General features: G+C 69.5%; 16 protein-coding genes. 10 read left to right on the top strand and 6 right to left on the bottom strand.

Annotated elements, in window-relative coordinates; genetic code table 11:
• Window positions 1–48 precede the first annotated feature (48 nt).
• Window positions 49–777 (bottom strand): UMP kinase, encoded by a 729-nt coding sequence (pyrH, locus tag M0G41_RS02920; protein ID WP_248204861.1) that lies wholly within the window; start codon window positions 775–777, stop codon window positions 49–51.
• Window positions 778–879: 102 nt separating this feature from the next.
• Complete coding sequence (gene tilS / locus M0G41_RS02915) at window positions 880–2,157, bottom strand: tRNA lysidine(34) synthetase TilS (RefSeq protein WP_248204859.1); 1,278 nt, start codon at window positions 2,155–2,157, stop codon at window positions 880–882.
• 60 nt (window positions 2,158–2,217) lie between these two features.
• On the opposite strand from tilS, the gene miaA reads away from it, so the two are divergent.
• The 6 genes from miaA (at window position 2,218) to M0G41_RS02885 (ending at window position 7,256) form a co-directional block, all read left to right on the top strand.
• Window positions 2,218–3,147, top strand: a complete 930-nt coding sequence (gene miaA / locus M0G41_RS02910) for a tRNA (adenosine(37)-N6)-dimethylallyltransferase MiaA (protein WP_248204857.1) — start codon at window positions 2,218–2,220, stop codon at window positions 3,145–3,147.
• 162 nt (window positions 3,148–3,309) lie between these two features.
• A complete protein-coding gene (gene hfq / locus M0G41_RS02905; RefSeq protein ID WP_248204855.1) occupies window positions 3,310–3,573 on the top strand; it encodes an RNA chaperone Hfq in 264 nt (87 codons plus the stop codon).
• A 39-nt stretch (window positions 3,574–3,612) separates the two neighbouring features.
• Window positions 3,613–4,932: a ribosome rescue GTPase HflX gene (gene hflX / locus M0G41_RS02900; protein WP_248204853.1), complete on the top strand. Its 1,320-nt coding sequence runs from the start codon at window positions 3,613–3,615 to the stop codon at window positions 4,930–4,932.
• A 109-nt stretch (window positions 4,933–5,041) separates the two neighbouring features.
• Entirely contained in the window at window positions 5,042–6,190 is a 1,149-nt protein-coding gene (gene hflK, locus M0G41_RS02895; protein ID WP_248204850.1) for an FtsH protease activity modulator HflK, read from the top strand.
• Window positions 6,187–7,059 (top strand): protease modulator HflC, encoded by an 873-nt coding sequence (gene hflC / locus M0G41_RS02890; RefSeq protein ID WP_248204848.1) that lies wholly within the window; start codon window positions 6,187–6,189, stop codon window positions 7,057–7,059. Before hflK ends, hflC begins: the two co-directional genes overlap by 4 nt.
• Before the next feature lie 5 nt (window positions 7,060–7,064).
• Window positions 7,065–7,256, top strand: coding sequence for a DUF2065 family protein (locus tag M0G41_RS02885; RefSeq protein ID WP_248204845.1), 192 nt, complete (start codon window positions 7,065–7,067; stop codon window positions 7,254–7,256).
• 243 nt (window positions 7,257–7,499) lie between these two features.
• On the opposite strand, the gene M0G41_RS02880 is transcribed toward M0G41_RS02885, so the two are convergent.
• Together M0G41_RS02880 and M0G41_RS02875 are read right to left on the bottom strand one after the other, a co-directional pair.
• Window positions 7,500–8,492: a magnesium and cobalt transport protein CorA gene (locus M0G41_RS02880; protein ID WP_248204843.1), complete on the bottom strand. Its 993-nt coding sequence runs from the start codon at window positions 8,490–8,492 to the stop codon at window positions 7,500–7,502.
• A gap of 495 nt (window positions 8,493–8,987) precedes the next feature.
• Window positions 8,988–9,797, bottom strand: coding sequence for an inositol monophosphatase family protein (locus M0G41_RS02875; protein WP_248204841.1), 810 nt, complete (start codon window positions 9,795–9,797; stop codon window positions 8,988–8,990).
• Window positions 9,798–9,874: 77 nt separating this feature from the next.
• Between M0G41_RS02875 and M0G41_RS02870 the strand changes: the two genes are divergently transcribed.
• Genes M0G41_RS02870 through M0G41_RS02860 form a run of 3 tightly spaced genes read left to right on the top strand, consistent with a single transcriptional unit; the run spans window position 9,875 to window position 13,733 of the window.
• Window positions 9,875–10,672, top strand: coding sequence for an RNA methyltransferase (locus M0G41_RS02870; protein ID WP_248204840.1), 798 nt, complete (start codon window positions 9,875–9,877; stop codon window positions 10,670–10,672).
• Window positions 10,669–11,610, top strand: coding sequence for a phosphate/phosphite/phosphonate ABC transporter substrate-binding protein (locus tag M0G41_RS02865; RefSeq protein WP_248204838.1), 942 nt, complete (start codon window positions 10,669–10,671; stop codon window positions 11,608–11,610). The genes M0G41_RS02870 and M0G41_RS02865 overlap by 4 nt, the downstream gene beginning before the upstream one ends.
• Before the next feature lie 2 nt (window positions 11,611–11,612).
• Window positions 11,613–13,733 (top strand): putative bifunctional diguanylate cyclase/phosphodiesterase, encoded by a 2,121-nt coding sequence (locus tag M0G41_RS02860; RefSeq protein WP_248204836.1) that lies wholly within the window; start codon window positions 11,613–11,615, stop codon window positions 13,731–13,733.
• A 31-nt stretch (window positions 13,734–13,764) separates the two neighbouring features.
• Here M0G41_RS02860 and bfr read toward each other — a convergent pair whose 3' ends face one another.
• Together bfr and M0G41_RS02850 are read right to left on the bottom strand one after the other, a co-directional pair.
• On the bottom strand, window positions 13,765–14,241 hold the full coding sequence (bfr, locus tag M0G41_RS02855; RefSeq protein ID WP_248204834.1) for a bacterioferritin: 477 nt from the start codon (window positions 14,239–14,241) through the stop codon (window positions 13,765–13,767).
• A gap of 139 nt (window positions 14,242–14,380) precedes the next feature.
• The gene (locus M0G41_RS02850) at window positions 14,381–15,811 is read right to left on the bottom strand and encodes an alpha-amylase family protein (protein WP_248204830.1); all 1,431 of its coding nucleotides are present in this window, start codon (window positions 15,809–15,811) and stop codon (window positions 14,381–14,383) included.
• A gap of 483 nt (window positions 15,812–16,294) precedes the next feature.
• Here M0G41_RS02850 and M0G41_RS02845 point away from each other — a divergent pair, with 483 nt between their 5' ends.
• Complete coding sequence (locus M0G41_RS02845; RefSeq protein WP_248204829.1) at window positions 16,295–16,459, top strand: DUF1328 domain-containing protein; 165 nt, start codon at window positions 16,295–16,297, stop codon at window positions 16,457–16,459.
• The last annotated feature ends 3 nt before the right edge of the window (window positions 16,460–16,462 follow it).

The following is a 16,462-nucleotide window of genomic DNA, read 5'->3' as shown; positions in this document are numbered from 1 at the left end:
CGGCTCGTTTGGTGTGGGGATGATACGTGCTGCGGCGCGGCGCGCGACTCAGCCGCGGTTGTGGACCAGGGTGCCGATCGGCTCGCCCTGGACGATCCGCATCAGGTCGCCGCTGCGCGACATGTCGTAGATGCGCAGCGGAATGTCGTAGTCGCGGCACAGGGCGATGGCGGCGGTGTCCATCACCTTCAGGTCGCGGGTGATCACGTCCTCGTAGGTGAGCTTCTCGTAGCGGGTCGCATCGGCGTGCTTCTTCGGATCCTTGTCGTAGACGCCGTCGACCTTGGTCGCCTTCAGCATCAGCTCGGCGCCGACCTCCACCGCGCGCAGCGCGGCGGCGGAATCGGTGGTGAAGAACGGATTGCCGGTGCCGGCGGCGAAGATCGCGATGCGCCCCTTCTCCAGATGCCGGATCGCCCGCCGGCGGATGAAGTCCTCGCAGACCTCGTTGATCTTCAGCGCGCTCATCGTCCGTGCGTAGGAACCAATCTTCTCCAGCGCATCCTGCATGGCCAGGGCGTTCATCACCGTCGCCAGCATGCCCATGTGGTCTCCGGTGACGCGGTCCATGCCGGCCGCGGCAAGGCCGGCGCCGCGGAAGATGTTGCCGCCGCCGATCACCACGCCGACTTGCACCCCGGCTCGGTTGACCTCCTGGATTTCACGGGCGAGGCGGAACAGCACCTCGGGGTCGATGCCGTAGTCCTCGCGCCCCATCAGCGCCTCGCCGCTGAGCTTGAGCAGAATGCGTCGATATTTCAGGGCAGAGGTGCTCATCGGTGATTCCAGGCAGACAAAACCGCCGCATTCTAGCCCGGATGGCCGGCAAGGTCGCCCGGGATCGCGCCGATGGTGTGCGACCTCACTGCCCGGCGCGGTTCAGCCGGGTATCCAGCGCAGCCGCGCCCCGCGCTCGTTCAGCCAATCCTCGAAGCGGGCGCTGTAGAGCAGGTCGCCGGCTGCATCCAGCTCGGCGTCGGCGCCCAGCAGCAGCGGCAGCCCGCGGCGCTCCCAGGGTGGCAGGCCGAGCGACTGCAGGCAGTCCTTGAGCGCGTGACGGTGCGCGCGGCCCGGCAGGCGCATCTGCTCGCCGCCGCGGCGCGGGGCGACCGAGACCGGCCAGGGCAGGGCTTCGGCACCGATGAGTGCCAGCCGGCCGTGGCCGAGCTGCAGCGAAGCGCGGCCGTCCCAGGGGCGGGCCACGAAGCCGGTCGGGCGCTCGGCTTCGATGTGCAGGGCCCCGCGGTAGCGTTCGATCCGCCAGCCCTGCCAGACCAGCGAGGCAAAGCCCCGCGGTTCGCGGCGGGGCAGCCCGCGGGCCAGTCGCTCGACCAGGGCGCCGGGCAGGGCCGGGGCGCCCTGTTGCTGGCACCAGGCCTCGATCAGCGGCCGGCGCAGCGGCTCGGATTCGTCCATCAGCGGTCCCAGCAGCAGGCAGGCCGGGTCCAGACCCCGGCAGCGGGCCAGCGCGTCCTGCACGGCGGCCTGGCGCCGCTCGTCCTCGGCGGCCAGCAGGGCGGCGCTGGAGGCAAGCGCCTCGGCGGCCTGCGGCCAGCGCCGGGCCAGCGCAGGCAGGACCTGGTGTCGCAGGTAGACCCGGTCGAAGCGGCCGTCGGCGTTCATCGGGTCCTCGATGAAGGCCAGGCCATGGCGCTGCGCGTAGTCGACCAGGGCCGCCCGCGGCAGGCCCAGAAAGGGTCGCCACAGGCGCAGCCCGGAAGCCGAGTCGCTGGTTTCGCGCATTCCCCCGAGCCCGCGGGCGCCGGCGCGGCGCAGCAGCCTGAGCAGCACGGTTTCGGCCTGGTCGTCGCGGTGGTGGGCGAGGGCCAGCCAGGCTCCCGGTGGCAGGGCGGCGGCCAGCGCTTGGTAGCGCGCCTCGCGGGCGGCGGCCTCGAGGCCGCGCGGGTCGCCGGATGCGATCTCGGCGTGCAGGTTCCGGCAATCGACGCCCCAGTGGCGCGCGGTGTCGAGGCAGTGGCGCGCCCAGTCGCGTGATGCCGTCTGCAGGCCGTGGTCGACATGCAGCGCGAGCAGCCCGCCGCGACGCTGCCGGGCGAGGGCATGCAGCAGCACGCTGGAATCAAGGCCGCCGCTGAAGCCGACGGCAAGGGTGTCGGCGGGCCATTCGGCCAGCGCCTGGGTGACCGGGCAGTCCATCCGCGAATCCTGCCGCGCGACGGGCGCGGCGACCAGCGCCGGCCCTGCTAACGTGTCCGGATGCCTGCCGACTCCCGACCCCGAGTGATCGCCCTGATGGGCCCGACCGCCTCGGGCAAGACCGCCGCGGCGCTGGCTCTGGCCGCGCGCCTGCCGGCCGAGGTGATCAGTGTCGACTCGGCCCTGGTCTACCGTGGCCTCGACATCGGCAGCGCCAAACCCAGCGCCGCCGAGCGCGCCGCGGTACCGCACCACCTGATCGATATCCGTGAGCCCTGGGCGCCCTATTCGGCCGCGGAGTTCGCCCGCGAGGCCAGCGGCCTGGTCGCCGAGATCCACGCCCGCGGCCGGACGCCCCTGCTGGTCGGCGGCACCGGCCTGTACTTCCGCGCCCTGCTCGACGGGCTCTCGCCAATGCCGGAGAGCGATCCCGGGCTGCGCGCTGCCCTGGTCGCCGAGTGTGCCGAGCGCGGCGCGCCGGCGATGCACGCCGAGCTGGCGGCCGTCGACCCGGCCTCGGCCGCACGGATCCGGCCGGGCGATTCGCAGCGCGTCCTGCGCGCGCTGGAGGTGTTCAGGCTGAGCGGCCGGCCGCTGTCCGAGTGGCAGGCCGCGGCTGCCCCCCCGCGACGGCCCTTCTGCGTGCTGAAGATCGCCCTTGCCCCGCCCGACCGCAGCCTGCTGCACCGGCGCATCGCCGATCGGTTCGCCGCCATGCTCGAGGCCGGCTTCCTGGACGAGGTGCGCCGGCTGCGCGCCGATCCGCGCTTCGACCCGGAACTGCCGGCGATGCGCGCGGTCGGCTACCGGCAGGCCCTTGCCCACCTCGACGGGGAGACCGACCTGGCCGGCTTCCTGGCCGCCGGCATCGCCGCGACCCGGCAGCTGGCCAAACGGCAGCTGACCTGGCTGCGCTCCGAGGCGGATCTTTTCTGGGTCGACCCGGTCGATGAGACGCGGCTGCAGCGCCTGGTCGACGGCTTCCTCTGAACGGCGCCCCCAGCCGTGAACGCGCCCTCTCCTTGCCGCTGCGGCGCCCGTGTACCATGCGCTTGACTTGCCCGATCCGCCCCCCATTTGGGAACCAGGAGGATCGGGTGCCGCGGCCGCTGAACCCGGCCGCCCACAACAACACATCAGCGGGAGACAAGCATGTCCAAGGGTCAGTCCTTGCAGGACCCTTTCCTCAACGCCCTGCGCCGTGAGCGCGTGCCGGTTTCGATCTACCTGGTCAACGGCATCAAGCTCCAGGGCACCATCGAGTCCTTCGACCAGTTCGTGGTGCTGCTGCGCAACACGGTCAGCCAGATGGTCTACAAGCATGCGATCTCCACCGTCGTGCCGTCGCGCAATGTGCGTATCGGCCCGGCGCCGAGCCAGTCCGGGGAGTCCGCTGGCGAGCACGAGGACGAATGAGGCGCCCGGCCTTGTCCCTGACGGAGCAGGTGAAACCCGGTGTTTGAACGCTCACGGGGCGGCGAGAACGCCCTGCTGATCCAGCCCTATGCGCCCGGCGAGAACGACGAGTCGGTGCTGGAAGAGTTCGCCGAGCTGGCCCGCTCGGCGGGCGCCCGGGTGGTCGGTCGGCTGACTGCCCGCCTCGAGCGGCCGAATCCGGCGCTGCTGATCGGCAGCGGCAAGGCGGAGGAGGCCGAGGCCATGTGCGAGGCCACCGGCGCCGACCTGGTGCTGGTCAACCATCCGCTGAGCCCGGTGCAGGAGCGCAACCTCGAGCGGCTGCTCAAGCGCCGGGTGGTGGACCGTACCGGCCTGATCCTCGACATCTTTGCCCAGCGCGCCCGCTCCCACGAGGGCAAGCTGCAGGTCGAGCTGGCCCAGCTCAAGCACGTCGCCACCCGCCTGGTGCGCGGCTGGACCCATCTGGAGCGCCAGCGCGGCGGTGCGATCGGCCTGCGCGGCCCGGGTGAGACCCAGCTAGAAACCGATCGCCGCCTGCTCGCCAAGCGCGTCGACCAGCTGCAGCGTCGGCTGGAGAAGGTCGAGGTGCAGCACGCCCAAATGCGCCGGGCGCGCGTGCGCAACGAGGTGCCGCGCGTGGCCCTGGTCGGCTACACCAACGCCGGCAAGTCGACCCTGTTCAACGCCCTGACCGGCGCCGTGGCCTATGCCGCCGACCAGCTCTTCGCGACGCTGGATCCCACCGTCCGACGGCTTCCGGACCTCGACTGCGGCCCGGTGACCCTGGCCGATACCGTGGGTTTCATCCGCGACCTGCCGCATGACCTGGTCGCCGCCTTCCGCTCGACCCTGGCCGAGGCGCGCGAGGCCGACCTGCTGCTGCACGTCGTCGACGCCGCCGATCCCGACCGCGACCTGCGCATCACCCAGGTGCAGCAGGTGCTCGACGAGATCGGTGCCGGCGAGCTGCCGCAGCTCATGGTCTACAACAAGATCGACCGCCTCGAGGACTTCGCCGCCCGGGCCGACCGCGACGAAGAGGGCCAGGTGGACCGGGTCTGGTTGTCAGCGATGCAGGGCGAAGGCCTCGATCTGCTGCGCGGCGCGATCGGCGAGCGCTTCGCCGAGCAGCGCATCCACCGCTGGGTGCGGCTGTCGCCGCTGGCAGGACGGCTGCGTGCCCGGCTGTTCGCCGCCGGAGCGGTGCGTGCCGAGCGCAGCGACGACGAGGGCTGGCAGCTGGAGCTGGACCTGCCGAGGCGGCTGGCCGAACAGCTTTGCGCCGATCCGGACCGGCAGGCGGCGGCGCTACGCGAACAATTGCTCGATGCGCCGGCTGACCTCGCCGACGCCTGAGCGGAGCGACGCAGACCTGGCACAGACGCAGGCTGGGCTAGAATCGCCGGCCTTGACCAAGCCGCGGGTGGCATGAGGCCGCAGCGCGGGACACAGACGGAGTAGTGCGATGGCGTGGAACCAACCCGGCGGTGGCAAGAAGGATCCCTGGAACGAAGGCGGTAGCGGTGGCGGTGACCAGGGTCCGGATGTCGAGGCGTTCCTCAACCGTCTGAAAGGCAATATCAACCGCGTCTTCGGCGGCGGGGGCGGCGGCGATGGCCGGACCGGCCAGGGCGGTCCCAACTTCATGCTGATCATCGGCGTCCTGATCGCGCTGTGGTTCGCGCTGGATGCCTGGGTGATGATCGACGAGCGCCAGCGCGGCGTGGTCCTGCGCTTCGGCAAGTTCGACCGCATCCTCACCCCGGGGCCGAACTTCAAGCTGCCCCGGCCGCTGGAATCGGTGACCAAGGTCGACGTCACCCAGCTGCGCAGCATCAGCGACCAGGTGCGCATGCTGACCCGCGACGAAAACATCGTGCAGATCGAGTTCAACGTGCAGTACCTGGTCGCCGACCCCCAGCTCTACCTGTTTGGCGCCCGCGACCCCGACGACACTCTCAAGCAGGCGGCGGAGAGCGCCGTGCGCGACGTGATCGGGTCGAGCGAGATGGACCAGGTGCTGACCGGCGAGCGTGCCGCCCTGGCTGCCGAAGCCCGTCTACGCCTGCAGGGCACGCTGGACTTCTACAACACCGGCCTGCAGGTCTCGGTCTTCAACCTGCAGAACGCGCGCCCGCCCTCCGAGGTCCGCGAGGCCTTCGACGATGCGATCAGCGCCCGCGAGGACAAGGAGCGTATCGAGTCCGAAGCCGAGGCCTACGCCAGCAAGGTGGTCCCCGAGGCCCGAGGCGAGGCCGCGCGCATCCGCGCCGAGGCCGAAGGTTACAAGCAGTCGATGATCGCCCGCGCCGAAGGTGACGCGCAGCGCTTCTCCCTGCTCGCCGACGAGTACCGCAAGGCGCCGGTGGTCACCCGCCAGCGCCTGTATCTCGAAACCATGCAGGACGTGCTCTCGCGCAACCGCAAGGTCTACGCCGGCGACGGCGGAAACGTGCTCTACCTGCCCATGGAGGGCGGCGCGCCGCTGCCGGGCGGTCCGGGCGGCCGCCTGCCCGCCGCCACCCCGCTGATGCCGGGCCTGCAAGGTTCCTCAGGCGCCGAGCGTGACCTCAGACGCCCCGACCGAACCGGCCGAGAGGAGGCCCGTCGATGAAGCCCGCCATTCCGATCGTCATCATCATCCTGCTCTTCCTGGCCATGGATTCGGTCTACCAGGTGCAGGAGAGCCAGGTCGCGGTGCGCTTCCAGATCGGCCGCATCGTCGAGACCGAGATCCAGCCCGGCTTCCATCTGAAGCTGCCGCTGGTGCAGAACGTGCTGAAGTTCGATCGCCGCATCCTGTCGCTGGACGGCCAGCCGGAGCGCTACCTGACCTCGGAGAAGAAGGACGTCAACGTCGACTTCTTCGTCAAGTGGCGCATCGACGACGTGCGCCGCTTCTACCAGGCCACCGCGGGCAACGAGATCAATGCCCAGCAGCGGTTGTCGCCGATCGTGAAGGAAGCCATCCGCAACGAGATCAACCAGCGCACCCTCAAGGACGTGGTCGGCGGCGAGCGCACCAACCTCGCCGAGCGCTTCGTGGAGGTTGCCAACCCGGCGGCCGAGAGCCTGGGCGTCAAGATCGTCGACATCCGCATCAAACGCATCGACCTGCCCGAGGACGGCCAGGTGATCGGTTCGGTGTTCGAGCGCATGCGCGCAGAGCGCCTGCGCGTCGCCAACGAGCTGCGCGCCGAGGGTACCGAGCAGTCCGAGACGATCCGCTCCAATGCCGACCGGCAGCGGGCGATCATCGTCGCCGAGGCCGAGCGTGACGCCCAGCGGCTGCGCGGTGAAGGCGATGCCGAGGCCGCCGACACCTATGCCCGCGCCTACCAGGACAATGTCGAGTTCTACGCCTTCTACCGCTCGCTCGAGGCCTACCGCAACGGCTTCGCCGACGGCGAGGGCGTGCTGGTCCTGGACAAGAACGCCGAGTTCCTTCGCTACTTCGAGCGGGGCGGCACGCCGCAGCGCTGAGTGCCGTGATCAGCCAGGATCTGCTCGCCGCCCTGTGCCTGGTCCTGGTGATCGAGGGACTGTTCCTGCTTGCCGGCGCTTCCGCCTGGAAGCGCATGGCCGCGCAGATGCAGGAGGTGCCGACCGGCACCCTGCGGATCGGTGGCGCCATCCTGGCCGGCCTTGGCCTGCTCCTGCTGCAGTGGGTCCGCGGCTAGCCCGGACAGAGCCGCCGTCCGGTCGTGGCCACTGTTCGACCCTGGTCGGGAGATCGAAGGAGAAGGACCGGTTCGGGCGCGAAGTTCGCATTCGCCCCGGTCCCGCTGTAGGAGCCAGCTTGCTGGCGATAGGCGCCCCGGATGGGACGATCGCCAGCAAGCTGGCTCCTACATTCGGGTGTTGTGGAAGGTCTTCTTCGCGCCCCAAGCAGCCTCTGCTCTGCTCGCGCACCCGATCGTGCCTTACAGCCACCGTGCGCGTTTGAGCAGGGCGAAGACCACGCCCATGGCAAGCCCGGTGGCGCCAAGCATCAGGTAGTAGCTGTAGCGCCCGCCCAGCTCGGGCATGTGCGCGAAATTCATGCCATACCAGCTGGCGACGAGGGTTGGCACCGCGAGCAGGGCGGCCCAGCCGGCCAGGCGCTTGACCACCTCGCCCTGGTTCACCGAGACCAGGGCAAGGTTGACGCTGAGCGCGGCCGAGAGCATCTCCGACAGGGTGCTCACCGATTCGTTGATGCGTACCGCGTGGTCGTAGACGTCACGGAAATAGACCCGAACCTCGTCGCGGATCAGGGTCGGGTGGAAGCGGACCAGCTGGTTGAGGATGTCCTGCAGCGGCGTGACCGCAAGGCGCAGCGACACCAGCTCGCGCTTGAGCCGGTAGAGCCGCTGGATGGTGCCGCGGCTGCGGCCCTGTGTGTCGCCGAAGATGTCGTCCTCGAGCTCGCGGAGCTGGCCTTGGAAGGCGTCGACGATCGGCATCAGGTTGTCGACGATCAGGTCGAGCACGGCGTACAGGCCATAGCTCGGGCCGAGCGCGAGCAGCTCCGCCTCCCGCTCGCAGCGGGCCCGGGCCGGGGCGTAGGAGGCCGAGGCCCCGTGGCGCACGGTGAGCAGGTAGGCGCGGCCGAGAAAGATGTGGGTCTCGCCGAAGCGGATATGGCCGTCGACCAGCTGGGCGGTGTGCACGGCGATGAACAGCGACTCCCCGTAGGACTCGATCTTGGGCCGCTGGTGCGCGTTGTGCGCATCCTCCACCGCCAGGTCATGCAGGCCGAACTCGGCCTGCAGGCTCTCCAGAAGCGGCTCGTCGGGCTCGTGCAGGCCCACCCATACGAAGCCCTTGCCGCGCTCCAGCACGTCGCTGACCGCGGCAAGGTCGATATCCGGCCCGCGCCCGCCCTGGTCGGTGTAGGCGACGCAGTTGCGGATCATCCCTCCGTGTTCGTCCATGCCAACCTCCCTATCCGCGCGCAGTGTCCCACAGCGGTCGGCGCGCTCGCGACACGCCGTGGGCCAGGTCATCGCCCGCCAAAGGGGGGGCGCCGCGGGGGAGGCGCACATCGTGCGCATGGGTGTCGTTCGCCGCGCGTTGCCGAATCTTCATAGGGTGCGCCCTGGGCGCACGGGTACAGGCATTCGGACTGCACCTGCGGTCCGCCCAAGGCGCACCCTACGGATGTCCGGGCGACCGATCTCTCTCGCTCTTGTCCAGGCGCGTTCGAGCAACCTGCCGCGATACAGCGAGGCCCGACCGCAGGAGCGCACATGGGCGCGACTCCGGCGTGGCAGGTTCGCCACAGAGCGCGGCCAGAGCGGATCTCCGGGGTCGCGGCCATGCCTGTCCTGAGGTACGAAGGGTCCGCCCCTACGACAAGCCCTCTCATCCGGGGGAGGTGGCGCGCGGCCGGTTTCCGCAGACGCTCTGGACGCGCGGCGGCGCCGGCTTCAGTCGAAGGCCGCGGCGTATCCGGAGTCGACCATCGCCTTCTGCAGCGGGTCGCAGAGTTTGACGTTGGCGGCGACGATCTGGCCGCGGTCGAGCAGCTTGTCGCTGCTGCCGCGGAAGTCGCAGACCTTGCCGCCGGCCTCGCGGACCAGCAGCACGCCGGCGGCGATGTCCCAGGGCTTCACGCCGGCCTCGAAATAGCCGTCGGCGCGGCCGGCGGCGACGTAGGCGAGGTCCAGCGCGGCCGAGCCGCTGCGTCGGATGTCTTCGGCTTCGTGCTCGACCAGCAGCCTGCGGATGGTCTCCAGCTGGGGCGACAGCCGCTTGCGCTCGCGCGGCGGGAATCCGGTAATCAGCAGCGAGCCGGGCAACTCCTGGCGCGTGGCGCAACGGATGCGGCGCTCGTCGAGGTAAGCCCCGGAGCCCTTGGTGGCGTAGAAGATCTCGTTGCGCAGCGGGTCGTAGACCACCGCATGGATCGGCTCCTCGCCGTCCAGCATGGCGATCGAGACGCAGTAGTGGGGAATACCGCGCAGGTAATTGCTGGTACCGTCCAGAGGATCGATCACGAAGGTGAACCGGCCGCGGCCCTGCTGCCCGCCCTCCTCGCCGAGGAAGGCATGCTGCGGGAAGGCGCGCTTCAGCTCGCGGACGATGTCCTTCTCGGCCTGGGCATCCACCTCGCTGGCGAAGTCATGGCGGGCCTTCTCGACGACGTTGAGGCCCTCGATCCGGCCGATCTGGCGGAGAATGGTATTGCCGGCTTGCCGCGCGGCCTTGATCATTACGGTGACCGCGGGCTTCTGCATGCGGTGGATTCCATGGCGCTGTGAGAGATCGGGCGCTCGACCCTCTTGGCCGGCGCGAAGGGCCCGAAGTCTAGCAGATGAGTCCAGAACAACCGCTCGAAAATCTCCGCCTGGTCCTGGTCGGCACCTCGCACCCCGGCAACATCGGCTCGGCTGCCCGGGCGATGAAGGCCATGGGCCTGCGGCAGATGGCTCTGGTCGCCCCGGAGTGCGACCCCGGTCACCGCGACGCCATGGCCCTCGCTGCCGGGGCCGACGACCTCATTGCCAAGGCTGAACGGGCGGATGACCTCAACCCGGTGCTGGCTGACTGCACGCTGGTGTTCGGCACCACCGCGCGGCAGCGCGGCGTGCGCATGCCGGGACTGTCCCCGCGCGAGGCGGCCTCCCGGCTGCTGGCCGCCGCGCGCGCCGGTCAGCGGGTGGCCGTGCTGTTCGGTCGTGAGAGCAGCGGGCTGAACAACGATGAGCTGCAGCGTTGCCACGCGGCCATCCACATCGCTACCGACCCGGCCTTCTCCTCGCTCAACCTGGCCGCGGCGGTGCAGGTGGTCGCCTACGAGCTGCGCATGGCAGAGCTGGACGGTGCGCCGCCGGCGACCGCTCCGGATGCGTCCGACCCCGAGGAGGGCGGGCCGGAGCCACCGGCCACGCACGCCGAGCTGGAAGGCCTGTTCGGCCATCTCGACCGCGCCCTGCACGCGATCGACTTCCACAAGGGGCGTTCGCCGGACACGGTGATGCGCCGCCTGCGCCGCCTGTTCTTCCGCGCCGCGCCCAGCGAGCGGGAGATCCGGATCCTGCACGGCATCCTCGCCGACGCCGAACGCATGGCGCGACTGGCCGACGCGGCCGGGGGGCAGGACCGCGGATGAGCGCGACGCCCGCCAGGCTCGCCTGCCTCCTACTGGCCTTCCTTGGCTTCTTTCCGGGTCCGGGCGCCGCCTGGGAGCCGGATCCCGGCGAGGTCGCTGACGGCGAGCTGGTGCTCGGCCGGATCAGCGACGATCCGCGTCGTCACCATGACCCGCTGCGCGCCCTGCTCGACTATGTGGTACCGCGCATGCGCTCGGTCGGCATCCGCCGCGGGCGGGTGTTGATGGCGCGGGATTTCCAGCAGATGGCCAGCTATCTGCGGCGGGGCAGGGTGGACTGGGTCACCGAGACCGCGGCTACCGGGCTGTTGCTGGCCGAGCGCAGCGGCGGCCAGGTGCTGGTCGGCACCGAGCGCAACGGGGTCGCCATGTACCGCAGCCTGATCTTCGCCCGCCGCGACAGCGGCATCCGCAGCCTTGCCGATCTCCGCGGTCGTTCGATCGCCTTCCAGAACCCGCAGTCCACCAGCGCCTTCTATGCGCCGGCCGCGACCCTGCTCGATGCCGGCGTCGAGCTCGAGATCCTGCTTTCGCCCAAGGACCGGCCGCGCAGCGATGCCACCGGCTACGTCTTCGCCCAGTCGGAATCCAACATCGGCACCTGGGTGCACAAGCGGCTTGTCGATGCCGGCGCGTTCAGCAACCTTGACTGGAACGACCTCGGCCGCCTGCCGGAGAGCATGCGCGCCGACCTGGTGGTGATTGCCGAGACCCCGGACTTCCCGCGCGGCCTCGAGATCGTCGGCTCGGGGATGACGGCCGCGCGCGTCGAGCGCCTGCGCGAGGTGTTGCTGGGCGCGGCAGCGGATCCTGCGGCCCGCGAAGCGCTGCGCCGCTTTTTCGGAACCGATGGCTTCTTTGCCATCGACGAGGCCCAGCGGGCCGGGCTGCAGCGGCTGCGCGATTCGGCGCAGCAGGTGCGGAGCCGGGTCGAGTGAGCATGCCCGGCAGACGCTGGAACGGTCTGCGGGCACGGGCATTCGGCCTGCTGCTGCTGGTCCTGGCGGTGGTGGTGACCAGCTTCTGGCTGAGCGCGCGCCACCAGCACCGCGCCCAGGATGGCATGGTCGCGACGAGCTCGGAGGCCATGCAGGGCCTGGTCACCGAGGCCCTGCAGCGTCGCGGCGAGGCCGTCGCGCGGCTGCTCGCCGAGTCACTGGCCAACCCGATGTACTACTTCGACCTCGCGCGTATCGGCGAGACCGTTCGCTCGGCCAAGCGCCTGCCGGGCGTGTCCTACGTTCTGGTCTTCGACGAGCAGGGCAGGGTGCTGCACGACGGTTCGCTGGATATCGACGCCTTCGGCAGCGACATGGACGATCCGCTGGCCTTCGACGCCATCCATGCGCGCGGCTTGCTGACCCAGCACGATGAGCGCGCGGTGGACGTGGCAATGCCGATCCTGATCGGCGACGAACGCCTTGGCGGTGTGCGGGTCGGCCTGTCGCGGGCCGATCCCCAGCGTCTCGAAGCCCTGGCCCGCGGCGATCTCGAGCGCCGGGCCGCGGCCGACCGCGGACGCAGCCTGCGCCTGCTCTTCGCCCTGGTCGGCCTGCTCCTGCTCGGCGGCATCGGCCTGATGCTGCTGGTCAACCGCGGCGTGCTGCGACCGATCCAGCGGATGGCCGCCGCGGCCCGGCAGATCGAACGCGGTGATTACAGGATCAGCCTGCCCGGGCGGCGCACCGATGAACTCGGCGACCTTGAGCGTGCCTTCGTGCGCATGGCCGATGCGCTGGGCCGCCACGACCAGGACGTGCTGCGCATGGCCTACACCGATCCGCTGACCGGGCTTGCCAACCGGCTGGCCTTCCGCGAGCGCCTCGAGCAGCGCATCGTCGGCGCGCGGGCCGCAGGGCAGTCTTTGACCCTGCTGTTCATCGATCTCGACGACTTCAAGCGAATAAACGACTCGATGGGCCACGATGCCGGCGACCAGGTGCTGGAGCAGGTGGCAGCGCGGCTCTCGCGCTGCCTGCCGCAGGCCGATGCCGAGACCGCCCTGCTGGCGCGGCTGGGCGGCGACGAGTTCGTCGTCCTGCTGGCGACCGGTGCCGAGCACGACGCAGCGCGGCAGCTGGCCGAGACCCTTCTGCACGAGCTGCAGCGGCCGTTCACCGTGCTCGGCAAGCAGGCCTTCCTCGGCGCCTCGATCGGCATCACACGCTTCCCGGACGACGCCAGCGAGCCACGCTCCCTGCTCAAGGCGGGTGACCTGGCGATGTACCAGGCCAAGCTGGCCGGCAAGAACTGCATCCGCTTCTTCCATGCCGCCATGGACCACGCGGTGGCCGAGTCGGCCCAGCTTGAACAGGCGCTGCGTGGGGCCTGGGATCGGGATGAGCTGAGCTTGTCGTTCCAGCCGATCTACGATCTGGCCAATCGGCGGCTGGTCGGCGCGGAATCGCTGCTGCGCTGGACCCATCCGATGCTGGGCGTGGTGCCACCCACGGTCTTCGTGGCGGTGGCCGAGCGTTCGGGGCTGATCGAGTCGATCGGCCGCGAGGTGCTGCACGCGGCCTGCCGCGCGGCGGCCGACTGGCATATCGCCGGCACGCGTCCCTTCGTGTCCGTCAACGTCTCGGCCCTGCAGCTGCGCAAGGGCGATCTGGTCGAGGAGGTGCAGGCCGCCCTGTCCGCGAGCGGCCTGCCAGCGGAGTTGCTTCATCTCGAGCTGACCGAGACCTCAGTGATGGGCGACGAGGCCCAGGTCGCCGTGCTGGTCAGCCGGCTGCGCGCGATCGGAGTGAAGATCTGGCTGGACGATTTCGGCACCGGCTTCTCGGGCCTCAGTCACCTGCGCCGGGTGCCGGTGGACGGGGTCAAGATCGACAAGAGCTTCGTCTTCGACCTGCTGCGCGATCCAGACGACCTCGCCCTGACCTCGGCGATCATCGCCATGGCCCACTCGCTGGGCTTCACCGTGGTCGCCGAGGGTGTCGAGTCCGAGGCCCAGTTCGACCTGCTGCGCGAGCGCGGCTGCGATTTCGCCCAGGGCTACTGGCTGGGGCGCCCGGTGCCCGATGCGGAATTCACCGCCGGGCATCTCGAGGGCCGCTGAGGCCCGGCCGGCCGCTCTCGCCTGCTCTCGCCTACTCGGGCTCGCCGATCTGCGCCTGCAGATACAGCGTGCTGCCGAGCATGCGGATCAGCCGCAGCTGCTGCTCGAGCCAGCGGGTGTGGTCTTCCTCGGTGTCCTCCATCTGCGCCACGAGGATCCCGCGGCTGACGAAGTCGCCGTGCTTCTCGCAGAGTTCCACGCCGCGGGCGAGGTGGCCGCGTACGGCGTACTCCAGCTGCAGGTCGCGCTCGAGCATCTCCTCGACCGTGGTGCCAGGTTCGAACGGGTCCGGACGCATGTCCGGCTCGCCTTCGAGGAAGAGGATGCGCTTGAGCAGGGCGTCGGCGTGCTGGCCCTCCTCCTCCATCTCGTGGTTGATCCGCTGGTAGAGCTTGTGGAAGCCCAGGTCCTCGTAGCGCCGGGAGTGGATGAAGTACTGGTCCCGCGCGGCCAGCTCGCCGCGGAGCAGAAACTTCAGATAGTCGACGACTTCGGGGTGGCCTTTCATCCTGGGGCTCTCGGTTCTTTCCTGCGGCCGATTATCCACGGAAGCCACGCTGCGGGCCGGCACAAGAATCGTTCCGTTTCCGGTTTGCGCTCGGCTTGCGCCGCCAACCGGGCGCGGCAGGCGCCCGGTTGGCCCCTGGTTACGGACGCAGCCACATCCTTGCGCCGCGCGGCGGCAGGCTGAAGGTATAGGGGCTGCCGGTGATGCGGACCACGTTGCCGCTGCCCAGCGTGTCGGTGTAGTTGGTGTTCCACCAGAGCACGCTGTTGTTCATGTTGACGCTGGCATTGACCGTGCTGCCGCACTTGTTGATGCCGACGATGCCCAGGCTGCCACGTCGGAAAACCAGGTGGCAGCTGCCGTGCGAGAGCACCTGCATGTCGCTGCCCTGGGCCGCGTTGTGGAAGCGCACCATGCCCTTGATGTCGCTGCGGCTCCAGGCATTGCGCCAGCGGTTGTCGCCGCTTTCGTTGTTGTCCGAGTAGACCATCGGCACGCCGCCATCGCGGCCCATCACGTAGGCATAGGCGAGGGTTTCATCGGTCGGGTCCATGATCAGGTAGCGGAAGCCTGCGTTGTTCGGGATGTCGTGGGTGACCGTGAAGGTGACCGCGCGCGATGGCTGCAGGGCCTGGCCGGTGGCCAGTGGATCGACCAGCGAAGACAGGCTGCCGCCGAAGCCGAAGGCGCCGCGCAGGGTGTTGAACAGCGGGAAGTCGTAGGCACCGTGGTCGGTGTTCGTGAGGTAGGGGCGGAGGAAGTTCTCGTACTCGCTCTCGCCAGCGCCGCCGCCGGTGATCACCTCGCCGAACACATGCATGCCTGATTTGATCGTACTGGTGAACACCCGGTTGATGTGCGAGACCGGCATGTGTTTTGCGGCATCGACGCGGTATCCCTTGACCCCGATGGTCTTCAGCGCCTGCAGGTAGGCCTGCTGCTGGCCAACCACCCAGTCGTTGGCGACCAGGTCCGGCAGGCCGGGGTCGCCACCACCTCCACACAGGCGGTACGTGGTGACCTGGAACACGTTGGAGTAATCGGTGATGCACTGTGCCGGGCCGAAGTCCCACTGGCTGAACAGGCCGTTCGACAGGTTGCCGAACAGGCGCTGGCGGCTGAAGTAGCTGCTGCGCGCGGCGTAGTCGGCGAGCACGGCGCTGCCCGGGTAGTTGAGGTCGCTCCGCTGTGCCGCCTCGTTGGCCATGTGGTTGAAGATGACGTCGGCGTAGGTGCGGATGCCGCGCTGCGCCAGGGCGCTGACCATCGCCTTGAAGCTCTCGGAGTTGCCCAGCGGATGCTCGATGACCCGATAGTCCTGCGGCTGGTAGCGCGCCCACCATGCGCTGCCCTGGGACTTGTAGGCGGGGGCGACCAGGACGACCCGGTAGCCGGCATCGCGGATCTGGTCGGCGCGGGCAGTGACGTCGGCATAGCGCCAGTTGAAGGCGTGCAGGATGACATCCGCGCGGGCCAGGGCCGGCGCAAGAGTGATCAGGACGAGGATGGCAAGCCCGAAGAGCGGGCGAACGCGGGCGTCGGCGCGCGCCGCGGCGATTCGACAAAGCATGGTGTGTGCTCCCGTTGGTGGGCGGTGCGGAATGCCCCGGCCCGGCATGCGTCCGCGCGGCCCTCCCGGCCGGTACGGTCGCCCCGCCTGCCCCTTTCAGACGGATGGTGCGGAAACGTCCTTCTCCCTGACGTTTCGGAAGCGATGTGATTGCGGTAGTTAGCCTATGCGCCCGGCGCCCTCGGCCAAAGGGCCTGCATACGTATTCACTTCAGGCCTTTCGATCCGGGCGCTGAAGGAGCGGGCGATCCTGGCGTTGCCCGGACGGTCTTGCAGGATGCAATGCATGCACCCTGCAGGATTCTTGCATTTTGCATTACCGGCGCGGGGCGCGGTTCTTTCCGGACTCGGAAAGCCTCGATGCAAGACGTTGAAAAAACGAAACATTATCGGCTCATGCACGATGCGCCGGGCGACTGGCACGGGTCTTGAACATCCTTCCACGAGCGCCCCCGGAGGCGTGCCATCGAAGGGAGTCCCACCATGCTGTACTACGCCATCGTCTTTTTCGTCATCGCCCTGATTGCCGCCGTGTTCGGTTTTGGCGGGATCGCCGGCGCCGCCACCGGCATCGCCAAGATCCTGTTCTTCGTCTTCCTGGTGCTGTTCGTGATCTCGCTCCTGGTCGGCCGCCGGCCGAAGATCTGAGCA

Source organism: Pseudomarimonas salicorniae (genome assembly GCF_023156535.1).
Lineage (GTDB): Bacteria > Pseudomonadota > Gammaproteobacteria > Xanthomonadales > Xanthomonadaceae > Pseudomarimonas > Pseudomarimonas salicorniae.
Note: the sequence above shows the minus strand (reverse complement) of the source record. Positions and strands in the feature narration are given on the sequence as shown.